Origin of the sequence: Moritella dasanensis ArB 0140, from assembly GCF_000276805.1 — a bacterium.
Lineage (GTDB): Bacteria > Pseudomonadota > Gammaproteobacteria > Enterobacterales > Moritellaceae > Moritella > Moritella dasanensis.
Genome location: NZ_AKXQ01000002.1, coordinates 38,142 through 54,344, shown reverse-complemented (window position 1 = coordinate 54,344; position 16,203 = coordinate 38,142). Strand labels below are relative to the sequence as shown.

At 39.1% G+C, this 16,203-nt stretch carries 13 protein-coding genes; 3 read left to right on the top strand and 10 right to left on the bottom strand.

Annotated features, from left to right (window positions below; translation table 11 throughout):
• Nucleotides 1–91: 91 nt before the first annotated feature.
• The 5 genes from ccoP to pgm all read right to left on the bottom strand — a co-directional run bounded on the left by ccoP (nucleotide 92) and on the right by pgm (nucleotide 5,344).
• Complete coding sequence (ccoP, locus tag A923_RS0101950) at nucleotides 92–1,003, bottom strand: cytochrome-c oxidase, cbb3-type subunit III (protein ID WP_026006017.1); 912 nt, start codon at nucleotides 1,001–1,003, stop codon at nucleotides 92–94.
• A gap of 12 nt (nucleotides 1,004–1,015) precedes the next feature.
• Nucleotides 1,016–1,195 (bottom strand): CcoQ/FixQ family Cbb3-type cytochrome c oxidase assembly chaperone, encoded by a 180-nt coding sequence (locus A923_RS0101945; RefSeq protein WP_017219957.1) that lies wholly within the window; start codon nucleotides 1,193–1,195, stop codon nucleotides 1,016–1,018.
• Nucleotides 1,196–1,205: 10 nt separating this feature from the next.
• The gene (gene ccoO, locus A923_RS0101940; protein WP_017219956.1) at nucleotides 1,206–1,808 is read right to left on the bottom strand and encodes a cytochrome-c oxidase, cbb3-type subunit II; all 603 of its coding nucleotides are present in this window, start codon (nucleotides 1,806–1,808) and stop codon (nucleotides 1,206–1,208) included.
• Nucleotides 1,809–1,822: 14 nt separating this feature from the next.
• On the bottom strand, nucleotides 1,823–3,250 hold the full coding sequence (ccoN, locus tag A923_RS0101935; protein ID WP_017219955.1) for a cytochrome-c oxidase, cbb3-type subunit I: 1,428 nt from the start codon (nucleotides 3,248–3,250) through the stop codon (nucleotides 1,823–1,825).
• Between the two features lie 456 nt (nucleotides 3,251–3,706).
• Entirely contained in the window at nucleotides 3,707–5,344 is a 1,638-nt protein-coding gene (pgm, locus tag A923_RS0101930; RefSeq protein ID WP_017219954.1) for a phosphoglucomutase (alpha-D-glucose-1,6-bisphosphate-dependent), read from the bottom strand.
• Nucleotides 5,345–5,594: 250 nt separating this feature from the next.
• Between pgm and ppiC the strand changes: the two genes are divergently transcribed.
• Complete coding sequence (gene ppiC / locus A923_RS0101925) at nucleotides 5,595–5,876, top strand: peptidylprolyl isomerase PpiC (RefSeq protein WP_017219953.1); 282 nt, start codon at nucleotides 5,595–5,597, stop codon at nucleotides 5,874–5,876.
• A gap of 83 nt (nucleotides 5,877–5,959) precedes the next feature.
• On the opposite strand, the gene A923_RS0101920 is transcribed toward ppiC, so the two are convergent.
• Both A923_RS0101920 and A923_RS0101915 read right to left on the bottom strand, forming a co-directional pair.
• Nucleotides 5,960–6,631 (bottom strand): DsbA family protein, encoded by a 672-nt coding sequence (locus tag A923_RS0101920; protein WP_017219952.1) that lies wholly within the window; start codon nucleotides 6,629–6,631, stop codon nucleotides 5,960–5,962.
• Nucleotides 6,632–6,873: 242 nt separating this feature from the next.
• A complete protein-coding gene (locus tag A923_RS0101915; RefSeq protein ID WP_017219951.1) occupies nucleotides 6,874–8,034 on the bottom strand; it encodes a porin in 1,161 nt (386 codons plus the stop codon).
• 640 nt (nucleotides 8,035–8,674) lie between these two features.
• Here A923_RS0101915 and A923_RS0101910 point away from each other — a divergent pair.
• Both A923_RS0101910 and A923_RS0101905 read left to right on the top strand, forming a co-directional pair.
• The gene (locus A923_RS0101910; protein WP_017219950.1) at nucleotides 8,675–11,332 is read left to right on the top strand and encodes a beta-N-acetylhexosaminidase; all 2,658 of its coding nucleotides are present in this window, start codon (nucleotides 8,675–8,677) and stop codon (nucleotides 11,330–11,332) included.
• A gap of 170 nt (nucleotides 11,333–11,502) precedes the next feature.
• Nucleotides 11,503–12,069 carry a hypothetical protein gene (locus A923_RS0101905; protein ID WP_017219949.1) on the top strand — a complete coding sequence of 189 codons (567 nt, stop codon included), beginning with the start codon at nucleotides 11,503–11,505 and terminating at the stop codon, nucleotides 12,067–12,069.
• 102 nt (nucleotides 12,070–12,171) lie between these two features.
• Here A923_RS0101905 and A923_RS23050 read toward each other — a convergent pair whose 3' ends face one another.
• The 3 genes from A923_RS23050 to A923_RS0101890 all read right to left on the bottom strand — a co-directional run bounded on the left by A923_RS23050 (nucleotide 12,172) and on the right by A923_RS0101890 (nucleotide 16,166).
• Complete coding sequence (locus A923_RS23050) at nucleotides 12,172–12,345, bottom strand: hypothetical protein (protein WP_017219948.1); 174 nt, start codon at nucleotides 12,343–12,345, stop codon at nucleotides 12,172–12,174.
• A 150-nt stretch (nucleotides 12,346–12,495) separates the two neighbouring features.
• Nucleotides 12,496–14,280, bottom strand: coding sequence for an ABC transporter transmembrane domain-containing protein (locus tag A923_RS0101895; RefSeq protein ID WP_017219947.1), 1,785 nt, complete (start codon nucleotides 14,278–14,280; stop codon nucleotides 12,496–12,498).
• Nucleotides 14,281–14,297: 17 nt separating this feature from the next.
• Entirely contained in the window at nucleotides 14,298–16,166 is a 1,869-nt protein-coding gene (locus A923_RS0101890) for a sensor domain-containing diguanylate cyclase (protein WP_017219946.1), read from the bottom strand.
• Nucleotides 16,167–16,203: the final 37 nt, after the last annotated feature.

Genomic DNA, 16,203 nt, shown 5'->3' with positions numbered 1-16,203 from the left:
ACTCCAAGAAGGGAAAGGTGAAATTTAACAAAGTTACAGCCAAAAAAAAAGCTCCATTCAGTAAATGGAGCTTTAAATTAGCACTATTACGTTACTTTACACTTAAACTGTAAACATAACTGCTTAATAGCATTACTTTATCTTCACCAAGGATGTGACTCCATGCTGGCATTACACCGTTACGACCATACTTAACAGTTTGTTCGATAGCCTTACGTGAGCCACCGTACAACCAAGTTTTGTCAGTCAGATTTGGTGCACCTAGCATAGTCATGCCTTTCGCATCTGCGCCGTGACAAGCTGAACAAGTTTGAAGGAATACTTCTTTACCTGCGGCTTCTTCACGTGCATTCACTTTACGACCAGATAAACCAACAACATACGTTGTTACTTGATCTACTTTCTCATCACCTAGAACAGGCAACCAACCCGGCATTACACCAGCGCGGCCGTGCATGATAGTTGCTTTGATGTCAGCAGGGTTACCGCCGTACAACCAATCACCATCAGTTAGGTTAGGAAAGCCTTTTGCACCACGTGCATCAGAACCGTGACACTGAGAACAATTTTGTAAGAATAGGCGTTGACCTACTTTTACTGCTTCAGGATCTTTAGCAATGTCAGCAATTTCACGGTATTCAGCGAAGTCACTACTTTCTGTTTTAACTAGCTTGTTAAATACAGCTGCATATTTTGCATCAGCTGATTCAATTTCACGTTCATACTCGTTAGTACTAGTCCAGCCAAGTAAACCTTTGTAGCTGCCTAGACCTGGGTATAATGCGAAATAGATAAAACCACCAATACAAGTGAAAATAAATAAGTATTTCCACCAGGTTGGTAATGGGTTATTTAACTCTTCGATACCATCGAAAGAGTGACCCATTGATTCGCCTTCTTTAACGCCGGTGTCATTTTTATTACACACCCAAAGTAGGCCTAGACAAGCAAAGATAGTGCCTAGTGTGATCACTGTGATCCAAATACTCCAAAAAGTACTCATAATCATAAACTCCTAAATATGAGCAGATTTGTTCTTCTGCTCTCCATTAAGTGAATCAGTGTGAGCAGCTTCATCAGCAAATACTAAATTAGCAGCTTCATTAAACGCACTTTTTTGTCGTTTGCTGTAAGCCCAAGCAATAATAGCGATAAAAATGGCCATTAGTACTAGGGTGTAAATCCCTTGAAACATAATTACATCCTTATTTTAATGCATGACCTAATGATTGCAGGTAAGCAACCAACGCGTCTAATTCAGTCTTACCTTTAACAGCTTCTTCTGCACCAGCAATGTCAGCATCAGTATACGGAACGTCAAAGTAGTCTTTAAAGATACTTAGTTTCGCAGCAGATTCTGAACCATCTAATACATTTTCAGCTAACCAAGGGAAAGCAGGCATGTTTGACTCTGGAACAACACTTCGTGGGTCAAGTAAATGCGCACGTTGCCAATCATCAGAATAACGACCACCAACACGGGCTAGATCTGGACCAGTACGTTTAGAACCCCAAAGGAACGGATGTTCCCAAACCGATTCGCCAGCAACAGAATATGCACCATAGCGCTCTGTTTCTGCACGGAAAGGACGGATCATTTGACTATGACAAACAGCACAGTTCTCACGCATGTAGATATCACGGCCTTCCATCTCTAGCGCCGTATAAGGACGTAGAGTATCAAGTGGTTCCGTTGTATCTTTTTGCCAGAACAGTGGCGTAATTTCAACCATCGCACCTAAGCTAATCGCAAAGACGATGAAGATTGCTAATAAGCCAATGTTCTTTTCAATTAATTCATGTTTCATAAGATATCTCCTTTCTATGCGACTTCAGCGTCAGCTTTGATTGAATGATCTTCAGCAGAGATTGTCTTAAAGACATTGTATGCCATCAATAACATACCAGTCAGGAAGAACACACCGCCAATGAAGCGTACAAAGTAGAATGGATATGAAGCTTGAAGTGACTCAACGAAGCTATACGTTAAAGTACCGTCAGCATTTACCGCTCTCCACATCAGACCTTGCATTACACCCGAGATCCACATTGCAACAATATAAAGCACAGTACCAACAGTTGCTAACCAGAAGTGAACGTTGATCAGCTTAACGCTGTACATACGACCTTGGTTAAATAACACTGGGATTAAGTGGTAGATAGCACCGATAGATACCATTGCAACCCAACCTAGCGCACCAGAATGTACGTGACCGATAGTCCAGTCAGTGTAATGCGATAGTGCATTAACACTCTTAATTGCCATCATTGGACCTTCGAACGTAGACATACCGTAGAAAGATAAAGAAACAATTAGGAAACGTAAAATCGGGTCATAACGTAGTTTATGCCATGCGCCAGAAAGCGTCATGATACCGTTGATCATACCACCCCATGATGGAGCAAATAAGATTAACGACATAACCATACCAACTGATTGAGTCCAATCAGGTAGTGCTGTGTAATGAAGGTGGTGAGGACCAGCCCAAATGTACAGCGATACTAATGCCCAGAAGTGAACAATTGATAAACGGTATGAGTAAACAGGGCGGTTTGCTTGTTTCGGTACGAAATAGTACATCATACCTAGGAAACCAGCTGTTAGCAGGAAGCCAACTGCATTGTGGCCGTACCACCACTGAACCATTGCATCGATCGCGCCACCGTAAATAGAATAAGATTTCATCATATTCAGTGGGATCGCTGCACTGTTCACAATATGTAAAACAGCAACGGTTAAGATGAATGCACCAAAGAACCAGTTCGCAACATAAATGTGCGATGTTTGGCGTTTAATGATGGTGCCGAAGAATACAACCGCATAAACAACCCAAACTAGCGTGATTAAGATATCAATCGGCCATTCAAGTTCTGCGTATTCTTTTGTTGTGTTATAACCAAGTGGTAATGATATAACAGCAGAAAGAATAACTAGTTGCCAACCCCAAAATACAACCGCAGGTAAAACACCGCCAAATAGGCGTGCTTGACACGTACGTTGAACAACATAAAAAGATGTTGCCATTAGGGCCGAAGTACCAAATGCAAAGATTACTGCATTGGTGTGTAGGGGACGAAGACGACTATAAGTTAACCAAGGTGTATCGAAATTTAGTGCAGGCCAAATTAGCTGTGCTGCAATTAGCACACCCACTGACATTCCAACAATACCCCAGATAACAGTCATCACAGTAAACTGTCGTACAACTTTATAGTTATAGTCAGTTTTTATAGGTGAATGAGAGCTCATTTTTTGCTTCCGGTGCGTACGAATAATTAAACATCATCTGATGCGTGAATACCCAAAAAGTATGTGTGTAAATCTAAGTAATCTAAATTGACAGTCATACTCAGATGGGGATATTACGCGATTTTTCGTAACATTAACAGCGGAATTTGTTTGTTGTATTGTTAAAAACGTTCTAAAAATAGAGTGTTAAAGCTGGTTTGATTTAGATCAATAAAACAAGCATGAAAAATGGAAATTAGACATGTGAATTGATAATGATCAATCAAAAATTGGCGGTGAATATTATCAAACTGATGACAATATGTATAAATTAACATACAAACACATAATATTGTTCAGGGATGGTTAACCATATGTTAAATAAAACAAGACAGAACACTCTCGCTATAAAATGAGTATTCTGTCTTTCGGTTCTAAAAACGTATAAATTTATGCCAATTTGTTCTTAGTACTTTATTAAGCTTTTAGTGCTGCAGACACAATTTCTTGTGCTTCGCTCAAAATTAACGCTAAATGTGCTTCATCTTTGAAACTTTCAGCATAGATTTTGTAAATTGCTTCCGTGCCTGATGGACGAGCAGCAAACCAACCGTTTTCAGTTGTTACTTTTAAACCGCCAATTTTACCGTCGTTACCTGGGGCATTGGTTAACTTAGCGGTAATCGTTTCGCCAGCTAACGTTTTTGCCTGAACAAGTTCGGGAGATAAATTAGACAGGATCGCTTTTTCTTCAAATGAAGCGGGTGCATCGATGCGGTTATAAACAGGTGAACCGAATTCTTCTGTAAGTTCTGCATATAACTGTGCTGGATCTTTACCTGTTACCGCTAGAATTTCAGCAGACAGTAGCGCTAAAATAATACCGTCTTTATCTGTAGTCCAAACAGTACCGTCTTTACGTAAGAATGATGCACCGGCACTTTCTTCACCACCAAAGGCAAATTCCGCAGTATGTAAACCTTCAACAAACCATTTAAAGCCAACCGGGACTTCACAGAGTGGGCGTTCAATCTTAGCGGCTACGCGATCAATCATCGAACTTGAAACCAGTGTTTTTCCTACTTTTGCATTTACTGGCCAGTTTGTACGGTGAGTAAATAAGTATTGGATTGCAACAGCAAGGTAATGGTTTGGATTCATCAAACCGCTTTTAGTGACAATACCGTGGCGGTCATAATCAGGATCATTACCAATGGCGATATCGAAATCATCTTTTAAACTAATTAGACTTGCCATAGCATAAGGTGACGAGCAGTCCATACGGATCTTGCCATCTTTATCTAGGCACATAAATGAAAAGCTTGGGTCAACGCGATCGTTCACAACAGTAATGTCTAAATTGTATTTCGCTGCAATCACATCCCAATAAGCAAAACCTGAACCACCTAATGTATCAACGCCGATCTTGATACCTGCGTCAGATATAGCCTTTAGGTTAAGTACGTTTTCTAAATCAGCTACATAAGCTTCAACATAATCAATTTCTTGATAATGTGCAGATTCAGTCGCAATTGCAAAGCTAATGCGTTTAACTGCCACTAACCTTTCAGCGATAATGTCGTTAGCACGATTTTCAATGATCTTAGTTACATCACTATCTGCAGGGCCGCCATGTGGTGGATTATATTTAATGCCGCCATCTTGTGGTGGATTGTGTGATGGCGTAATCACAATACCGTCAGCTTGAATATCGCTGTGACCGTTATGCGCTAGAATTGCATGTGAGATAACAGGCGTTGGCGTAAATCCGTCATCTGCTTGAACACGAACATCAACACCATTGGCAATCAACACTTCGATAACAGAAATATTTGCAGGCTCTGATAATGCATGGGTATCTTTACCGATGAATAACGGACCGGTGATACCTTGTTCAACACGGTATTCAGCAATCGCTTGGCTGATTGCCAAAATATGGTCTTCATTAAAAGAAGAGGCAAAAGCGTTACCGCGATGACCAGAAGTACCAAATGCTACACGCTCAGCAATTTTCGTTACATCGGGTTTGTTAATGTAATAATGAGACACGAGTGCAGGTATATTACAAAGATCTGAATTTTGCGCCTTTTGTCCGGCTCTTGGATGAACTGCCATGTGCGATGTTGTCCTTAAATAATTGAAAGTTGTGATGAATTAAATTGTTATCAGTATACCTCTTATAAGTTAATTTTGGCACATCCTTTCATTTGAAAGGTTAATTATTTACCTAAAACTGGTCTTAGCAGTTGTTTTTGTGGTTTCTATAACCAGTAAATTAACGCGAGTAATTAAGACTCTAGTCAGAGGCTGATAGCTTATGGTAAAATAAGGGATTGTAAATTATTTATTTAAAGTAGAGTTAGTCATGGCGAGTACAGCTGCAGCATTGCATATCCTAGTTAAGCACGAACAAAAAGCATATGAAATATTAGAAAAACTTGAAAAAGGTGGCAACTTTCAAAAGCTTGCTAAATCACATTCTATTTGCCCATCAAAGAAAGATGGCGGCAACTTGGGTGAATTTAGAAAGGGCGCTATGGTTCCCGCTTTTGATAAAGTAGTATTTAACGGTGAAATTCTAGCGAACCTAGGACCAGTTAAAACTAAACACGGTTACCATATCATTAAAGTTCTTTTCCGTACGTAACTCGTAATGATATAAGCCCTCAATCAAATTGAGGGCTTATATACGCTTCTTTAATCAGATTATATTATATAAGCCCAGTTAAATTATTTCTCTGGATATGCTTTTCTGACTTCTCTTTCAATAAGTGCTTTTAATTGAACATCTCCAAATTGTGTCAATGCTTTTCCATTGACATAGAATGTCGGTGTTTTGAATACTTTCAATGCTTTAGCATCTTTCGCATCTTTCGCCATATTCTCTGCGATAACAGCGCTCTTCATATCAATCTTAAGCTTAGCAATGTCAATACCAGCGTCCTGTAGATATGGATATAACAAATCTACATTAGCAGTGTGATTGATTGCCCAACTACTTTGATAATATAGTGTAATACGCAATGCATCCCAGAATTTGTTTTGCATTTTTGTGGCTTCTAACGCAGCAACAACAGGGCCTACGTTTTTATGAAATGCAACCGGTCGTGCAATTAAGTTAACTTTACCTTTATATTGTTTTATTTGGCTTTTAACCAGCGGGTAAAAAGCACGGCAAGATTCGCAAGCCGGATCAAAAAACTCAACAATGGTTACTTTGGCATGTTTACTACCAAAAATTGGTGCGTTCTGACTATATAGAAGTTGGTCAATATTTTTATCAGTCGTTGAAGGCATTAATAAGAATACACCAATCACAATAACGATGCTGAATATTACGATTGATATGATCTTGTTTTTCTTTTGTTGTTCTAAACTCTTTTTTGTCGCTAGTTTCTTCATGAATAAACCTGAATCGAAAATGAAATATATTTTGTATTTTAGATATAAAATGTAATAACGTCTTGATCAAACTTCAATTTACCGACAAAAAAGTACAGATAATGACTTGTTCAGTTGATGAAACTGACACTAGGTTAAGTTATGTGCAATATCAGTGCGTAAGCTTAAAAAGCCAGCTGCAAATTGTTACATCCGCAGCTGGCTTTTTGTCTATATTTGTTTGCTATATAAGGACTGAATTGTTAGAAGCCGTATTCAAGACCGACACGAGCGAATACTTCTTGGTCATCAGTTGGATCTTGAGCCCAACCACCTTGGTCGGTCATCCCCACACGTACATAAGGTACAAAATCATTAACTACACCCATCACTTGTAGAGAGGTTACAGACGAACCCTTTTCTGTATTCGAATTATCTTCTGAATCAACATCTTCAGTCGCAGCGTACCCTAATTTTATACCCAGTGGGCCATTCCAATATTGCGCAATCACAGAGTATGAACCTTGAGAATCAACGCTTTTCGTCACGATGTTTTCTGCTTGCCCATATTTATACGCAGCAGAAATACTAATACCGGTACTCGCAATCGGAGCTTCAAAACCAACTAGATAAGTGAATGTGTCAGTAACAATAGCATCTACAGCATCTACAGCAGCGACTGGTACTATCACACCATTTTCATTTATTTTATGTCCGGCTGCAACAGCGTCTTTACCAGCTTTAGCTTCTCGATTATTTCCATACTCAAACGTGGCGTGTAATGTAATTGCATCAAACGCTTTATATTTTGCCGCACCACCGAACCAATGCGCATCTTCGCCACTTCCCGCACGACCAGTTGCTACATTGATGTTCAAGTTGCCCATCGCAGGGGCAAAATAACGAATAGATTCAGTACGGTCGTACATGTAAGCAATATCACCGGTTGCAGCAGGATCAAATACACGTCCTAGACCTGGGTTCGCGAAAGGCCAATCAACGACTTCATACATAGGTGTTAACTGACGACCAACCGTTAACTTACCGTAATCACCTTCAACACCAACAAACGTATCGCGGAAACCTAAACCGCCACCAGACCAGTCATCTACATCTGTATAACCTGATTCAACTTGGAATATAACATTGATTCCATCGGTCATTTGCTTGCTACCGCGGAAACCTACACGAGTTTCATTTTCTATTTTGTAGTCCGAGATGCCGGTGTTATGTGGGTCTTTTGCAGATGACGTATCAGTGTCACTTGTGTCATCACCTGAAATGCCATACGCAGAAACTGCGACAACACCATACACTTCGATGTTGCCAGTATTTTCAGTTCCTAAAACATACGCATTTGCGGAGGTTGATAATAAAGCAGTTGAAACCGCTGCGGCCACCATCGATAAGCTTAACTTGTTCATTCTAAAATCCTTTTAGTAGATGTAAATGCTGTTTGCGTTTTTTTGTTAATTCATATTGAACTTAATTACTTGATGAATCGAAGTCTACTCACATTAATTTACTAAACAAATTAACTTATTCTCAGTCGTGACTAAAATCACAATAAAACCCATAATGTCCCATAAACAATGATAAAGATCTCATTTACTCTTATTTTAAGTGGTTAATTCGCGGCATTAATTTACAGGGGCAATAAGGATTTATAGTTAACGTGATGATAACAATTGTACTCTGCAGTATTACGGAATATCATCGGAACACATGTAAGATGCCGTTATTAAAGTATTTAACAGTCATGTGAAATAAATTAATTGTTATTGTAAATTAGTTTACAGGTTGTTTTAATGTTAACTGATAATGTGATGACGTGTTTCACACTTTGTTTTAGATCTGAATTTATTACCTTCAACATTTGAGACATAATTTATATTGATGTTAATCACGTGAGTTTCTATAAAACACCTTATATTAGTGATAGTTGTCACATAGGTTGATTTTGTGGATAGTAAATCACGAATGTTACTTTACAGTGCGTATTAAGTTTTTAATTTAACAACTCATTAATCAGGTTTAAGTATTTCATTCAAAGGAAGGTCGAATATGAAAAAAACAACAATTGCACTTGGGTTAAGTGTTGCATTAGCAGGTTGTAGTAGCACTACATCTCCAGTCGCGACAACACAAAGTGTTGTCGATGCTATATCGACATCAGTTCAAGTAACTTATGTCGTAAATCAGAAGCTTGAAGGTGATGATGCCGCGACATGTAAGACGTTAGGCGCAGAGTGGGCGGCTTGCCAAGATGCAACAATTCAATTAACCAATAGTGGTTCAGCCATTGAATCAGGCGATTGGGAAATATATTTCCACAGTATTCGACGTATCCTAGAAGTTAACTCTCCAGAGTTTGCCATCGAACATATCAATGGCGATTTACACAAACTTATACCAACTGCAGAATTTAAAGGCTTTGCTGCTAACTCAACAGTCGATGTTAACTTCATCGCGGAATATTGGTCATTATTCGAAACAGATGTAATGCCACGCTATTATGTCACCGCAGAAAATGCACAACCAAAAGTGATCAGTAACACTGACACTGAAGATATGTCAGAAATTATGGCACCAATAACAGGTGAAAACCTAAAAAGACATGCCGGTGATAACAACATAGTCATGAACGCGAATACGCGTTTTGAATCTAATGCTGCAACTGCTCAATTATCAGCAGCTTCAGTAGCGAACAAAATCATTCCAACACCCGTGTGGCAAGATGATAAGGTGCAAGGTTTTGCTGATTTAAGCGCTGGTATTAATATTCATGCACCAGCAATGCAGCAAAGTTCACTGGACGCAGTTACCCAACGATTCGAAAACTTTGGCGTGAATGTAGCAGGTAGTTATCCTGTTAATATCACTATTGCACCGCAACAACTTGAAAATGAATTCGCTAAATCAGGTGGTTACACGCTTGACGTATCAGATAATAGCGCAGAAGTGTTAGCGTTTGATAATGCCGGTGCACTTTATGCCCTACAATCAATCGCGTCATTAATCCCGTCTGACTTTGCCCTGAACAAAAACATCCCACAAGTCAGTGTAAAAGATGCGCCGAATTTTGAATACCGAGGTATGGAAGTTGATATTGCGCGTAACTTCCACAGTAAAGAATCACTGTTACGTTTACTCGATCAAATGAGTGCGTATAAAATGAATAAATTCCACTTGCACATGACAGACGATGAAGGCTGGCGTATTGCAATTCCAGGTCTACCTGAATTAACGGATATCGGCGGAAAACGTTGCCATGATTTAGAAGAGAATACCTGTTTATTACCTCAGTTGGGTTCAGGTCCTGGTTCGGATAATCGTGGTACAGGCTATTTAACCAAAGCAGATTACATTGAACTGGTTCAATATGCCGATGCACGTAACATTGAAGTTATCCCAGAAATTGATATGCCTGCCCATGCCCGTGCCGGTGTCGTGGCAATGGAAGCACGTTATAACAAATATAAAGATTCAGATTTACAAAAAGCACAAGAATATCGCTTAGCTGATCCAGATGACAAGTCTGTATATACAACGATCCAATTCTACAATGACGGTATTTTAAACCCTTGTATGGATTCGACTTATAATTTCATCGGCAAAGTGATTTCAGAAGTTCAAGCGATGCACCAAGAAGCAGGCCAGCCATTGAAAACATGGCACATGGGTGGTGATGAAGCGAAGAACATTCACCTTGGTAATGGTTTCGAACAAACTGGTGGTACAACGGGTTGGAAAGGTGATAAAGACTTAACCAAAGAATCTATGCCTTGGGATAAATCACCACAGTGTGTAGCGCAAGTTGCTGCGGATGATAGTTTAGAAACAGCACATGATTTGGGTCCAATGTTTGTTAAAAAAGTAGCTAATATTATTGCCGCTGCCGGTATTGAAAAAACCCAGTTATGGCAAGATGGACTGAAAGGCGTTGATGCTAAAGATTTACCTATAACAACTGTCGCCAATGTATGGGAAACCTTATATTGGGGCGGGGCTAATATGTCTAACCACATGACTGAAAAAGGTTTTGAAGTAGTACAATCACATCCAGATTACCTGTATTTCGATTTCCCGTATGAAGTAAACTCAAAAGAACGCGGTTACTACTGGGCAACACGTTACACTGACAGTAAAAAGGTATTTAAATTCTCACCGAATAATTTACCGCAGAACGCTGAAACATCGACAGACCGTGACGGTAATAACTTCAACATAAAAGGTGACACTGAAAACCGTGGTTACAATGGTATTTCAGGTCAGCTTTGGAGTGAGTCAGTACGTACAGACTCACAATTTGAATACATGGTTTACCCACGTATCTTGCCATTAGCAGAGCGTTCGTGGCATAAAGCGTCATGGGAACTGGATTACGTGAAAGATCGTGAATTCAAAGGCGGCGAAACCACGTTTGTTGATGCTAATAAACAACAGGCAGCCTGGAGCCAATTTGCTAACATCGTTGGTCAACGTGAACTCGCTAAAATAGACATTACTGGTGTTCAATATCGTCTGCCAGTACCGGGTGGAAAGATTGAATCAGGTAAGCTATTAACAAACGTTGCATTCCCTGGTTTAGAAGTACAATACAGTACTGACTCGGGTTCAACGTGGACGACATGGACAAAACCAGTTTCGGTCACGACGGCTGAATTACGAACAGTATCGCCAGACGGTAAACGCTTTAGCCGTATTACGTCGGTTAAATAAGTTAACTTAAAAGTGACTTAAAATTAAAGGTGATTGGATATTAATTCAATCGCCTTTATTCCAATATTTCATAGCACTATATTTCATAGAACATATTTAAGAAATCAGTACCGTAATCTAAAACAATCGCATGATTAAGACTGTCAGACCTATAACGAGAGATGATTAAGATGAAACTAAAATTTCTAGCGCCACTTCTATTACCACTTGCACTCGTGGCTTGTTCGAATACTTATCAAGATGCGAGTTCTGTACAATTTAAAGACATGGTCTCGGTTCAGCAGACGTGGGAAGGCAAGCGATTAACGGGACCTACAATTAGATTGCCAGCAAAAGCAGGCACAACAACGGCACTGTTTAAAGCTGACGCTTACCTGTATGGCAGAGAAAGTAGCAATGAAAAACATCAGATAGATACACGTGTTAACTTGTTAGTTAAGCATACAGATTTTGGTTTTGAATACGGTTTTGTGTCTATTAATGGATTGGAATCAGTGAAGATTAAACAAGAACGCGCAACATTTAGAACGTGTGATGAATTATGTGTATTTGACCAAATGTTTTCATTCTCGATTCCTGAATCAGTGAACAATAACGCTGACCTAGTGATTCAATTACAAGAGAAAGCGAACAGTAAACATGGACCAGTACTTTCACTACCAGGTACTTATATGACAGGTTATGAGCAAGTACAAATACAAAATAAAATTGAAAATGAGGCTAAACAAAGCCTTTAATTCTTTCAAGCGCAATAATTAGTACAAGAGCAATAATTATTACAAGAGGTGTAGCCTTGTACTAATTGACGCTTTATATCGTTCTGGTGTAATTTATGATAATTAACTGCCTTTTCGCGCTACACATATTTGCGCATAGGTTTTAATTACATCGCCATTCTGTAGTTTGCATTTCACTTCTGGTCCCAATACACCGGAACCTTGTCCTTCAGTTGCACTCACATTGAATGTAACTGAAGCCATGATGAACGTGATCATTAAGATTAATTTGCTCATACTTACCCTACTAATTATATAAGTGGATACAGGTATTTATGGTCTCTGTATTACGGCTTACACCCTAATACTAGACAGTGATTAACAAACCACAAGGTTACTAAATTAATTCATTATACAAATTAAGATCTCGCTAACTTAAGCAGTGATTTAACCCTTAGGTGCGTTCTCAAACTGTAATTCACACAGGCGACGATACAATGTCGATGACTCAAGCAATTGGTTATGTGTCCCCTGGGCAATCACTTGGCCTTGGTCCATTAGCAATATAACATCGGCATTAATCACCGTAGATAATCGATGCGCAATAATAAGCGTGGTTCTATTCAGCATCAATTCTTCCAACGCCGCTTGCACATGATGTTCACTTTCTGCATCAAGGGCACTGGTTGCTTCATCTAACAACAAGACTTCAGGATCTTTCAATATTGCACGGGCGAGGGCAATACGTTGTTTTTGACCACCAGATAAACGCACGCCTTGCTCACCTAAAAAGCTGTTATAACCCTCGGGCAGTTGTTCAATAAACTCATGGGCATGGGCAAGTTTAGCTGCTTTTATTACCGCGTCGTCAGTGGCAGTTGGATCACCATAACGGATATTGTGCCAAACGTCTGAACTGAACAATACCGGATGTTGCGGTACCATACCCATGCGCTGGCGCACTTCGTGCAGTGCTAACGCGTTAATATTTTGGTTATTGAAAAGCACAGAACCTTCTTGTGGGTCGTAAAATCGTTGCAGCAACTCGAACAAGGTTGTTTTGCCGGCGCCGGATGGACCCACCAACGCAATCACTTTACCTTTTGGTATGACTAAATTAAGACTTTTTAACGCAGCGGTGTTTGGGCGTGATGGATAGTAAAAGTCCACGTTTTTGAATTCGATAATATTACTGTGATTATTGATCATATCTTTAGGTTGTTCAGGGCTTTGTATTTTACTGGTGACTTCCAGCAACTCTAACAAACGCGTAGCAGAGCCGGCTGCACGTTGTAATTCGCCATACACTTCCGAAATAGTGGCAACAGACATAGCGACCATGATGGCATAAAATACGAATGCACCTAGCTCACCACCAGTCATGTTACCTCTCAGCACATCCATGCCGCCAACCCATAACATAATACTGATAGCACCAAAAGTAAGAAAGATGACAATCGCGATCAATAACGAACGTTGTTTAATTCTATTCTTAGCAACTGAAAATGCTTTTTCAACTTCACCGGCAAAGGCCGCTGTCTCTGTTTGTTCGTGAGTATAACTTTGTACTACTTTGATATTCTGTATTATTTCACCGGCGTAAGTGCCAATGTCGGCAATTGCATCTTGGCTGTTGGCGGCTAACAACCGCACCTTTTTACCGTAAATTAAGATAGGGATAAGAATGAAAGGGACAAAACCCACAACCCAAAGCGTGAGATTGATGTTGGTTATTAGCAGCATGATCAAACCACCAATCAACATCAGCGCACTGCGCAACGCCATTGAAAAAGAAGAACCAATAATGGATTGTAGCAGTGTGGTATCTGTCGTTAACCGTGACATAATTTCACCACTGCGATTTTCTTCAAAATAGCTTGGGTGTAGTTTGATAACCTGATTAAATACAGCTTTTCTGATATCTGCACTGACACGTTCGCCAAGCCAAGACATAAGATAGAAACGACTGAAGGTACCTATAGCAAGCAGCGTGATTAGAATGACGAGCGCAAAAATAGCTGTTTTTAATTGTGCTTCAGACCCCGCAATAAAACCATTATCAATAACAAACTTAACGCCTTGGCCAAGTGACAAATTAACAGCGGCTGTCACTAACAGCGCGAGTAGGGCATAAAACACCATTAACTTATAGGGTTTGATAAAAGCTAAAATAGGTAACAAACTGGTGAATGATTGTGTTTTATCGATGTTATCAGTAAATGATGAACTCATTGCGTGGCCTTCTTTTATCAACTAACAATTTCAATTGATTGGTATACCTTATTTTTACTATTATTCTTAGCTAAATACAATGCCTTGTCTGCATCATAAATTGTCATGTCGATACTTGTACGTAGTTTTGCAAAGCCAATGCTGACTGTTAACTGACATTGTTTATCTTCAGAGCTGACAATCATGGTTTCAATACCATAGCGAAATTCGTCTAATTTTTTATATGCTTGTTGCTCATCATTAGCCTGAAAAAGGACTGCGAATTCTTCGCCACCGTATCGAGATGTAACCGTTTGATGGTTGAAGTAATGTTTAAGCATATCAGCAGTTTTGATAATAACGAGGTCACCAAACAAATGGCCATAGGTATCGTTAATTATTTTAAAGTCATCTAGATCAATCATTGCTAGGTAGGTATCAGCAGTCTTAGATTTAATCTGATTGCCCATTTGTTGACGTAGATACGCTTTGTTCATCAAATGGGTCATTGAATCTTCACTGCGTATTTTCTGCGTTAACAGCATATTGATCAGTGCACTCTGTGCGTAGTTACGAAATATGTTCATAAAATGCAACGCGTTTAAATTACTATTTGTCAGGTAGAGAACACCGACAAGCAGACCTTTATTATAAAGTGGAATACGAACACAACGTTGTACCGATGATATGTCAGGGATTAAGGGATTATCAATTTTCAACGCGTTGATTTTGTTATCATCAACCTCACTGAAGACATCACTTTCACTGAGTCTAATGTTGTGGATAGGTTCTTCGAACTGTTGGTTGTAAGGATTGTGTATAAAGAGAAACATTTTATCGAATTTAATCAGTTCACTGGCCATTTGTAGCAACAAGCTATAGATATCTTCTAATCGTGTTGATCCCGACAGTACTTGCCCCTTGCTGTGTATACGATTAGATATGAAGAACGTCATTAATATCACGACTAAAATAGCGAACAAGGCAAAGGATACAACGCCGATGTTTAATGCTTTATAGGTCAAATCCGTATTGTTGGAATTAGAGAGTAATACCCAGCCAAACTGATTCTTGGATTCATAAATACTGAACTTATTTTGGCCTTGATAAGTATAGTTAATGGTATTTTTAGACATTGTATTACTGGCGATACTATCAAGTACATCTGATGTAACACTGACAGATTTTGTCGAAATACGAGATGGGTCAGGGTGCATGACTATTTCACCCGTTTTGGTATCCACAGCGTAAACATAGCCATGCATCAATGTCTTAAGTAATGATAGTTTGTCATAAAGTCCAAGAATATCAAGTTCTAGGACAATGCGTGCAGATTCGCCGTTATTAAGCTTCAATAAACGGACAATTGCTACCGTCCATTTATTTGTCTGTTCACTTTGATAAAGTGTTGATATAAATGGCTGATCATAATCCATGTTGTCACTAAACCAGACACGTGAGCGGTTATCGTCAGCATCGCCGTTATAAACATAATTCGTCGCGTAATACTCATTTTTAGACGTGAGTAATCCAATCTCCAAGTACCTGGTTTCATTATTAAGTAAGTATTGAGCACTTAATAAAAATTCGGTGACGTTATAGTTATACTTATATGTTTCACCAAGTAGATATAGCTGATTATCTACGGCATTCAAATGTTGATTCAGGTATTCGTTAGCAATGTCTAAGTTGTTTTCAGCTTGTTGATAAGTACTTTGTTTAATGTACTTATAATCAGAATAGCCAACATAAATTAAGCTAATCATAATCAATGCCAGCAGTGGATAAATCATCGAAATGAAGAGTTTAGGTTGTAATTTTAGATGCAACATTTTCACTGAGATAAAATCATCCATGATATCGATTAACTGGATTGATGCTTTATGGAATAAGCTAAAATAAACCATCAATGATTACTCGATAATATCAAACAATGAAATTAAT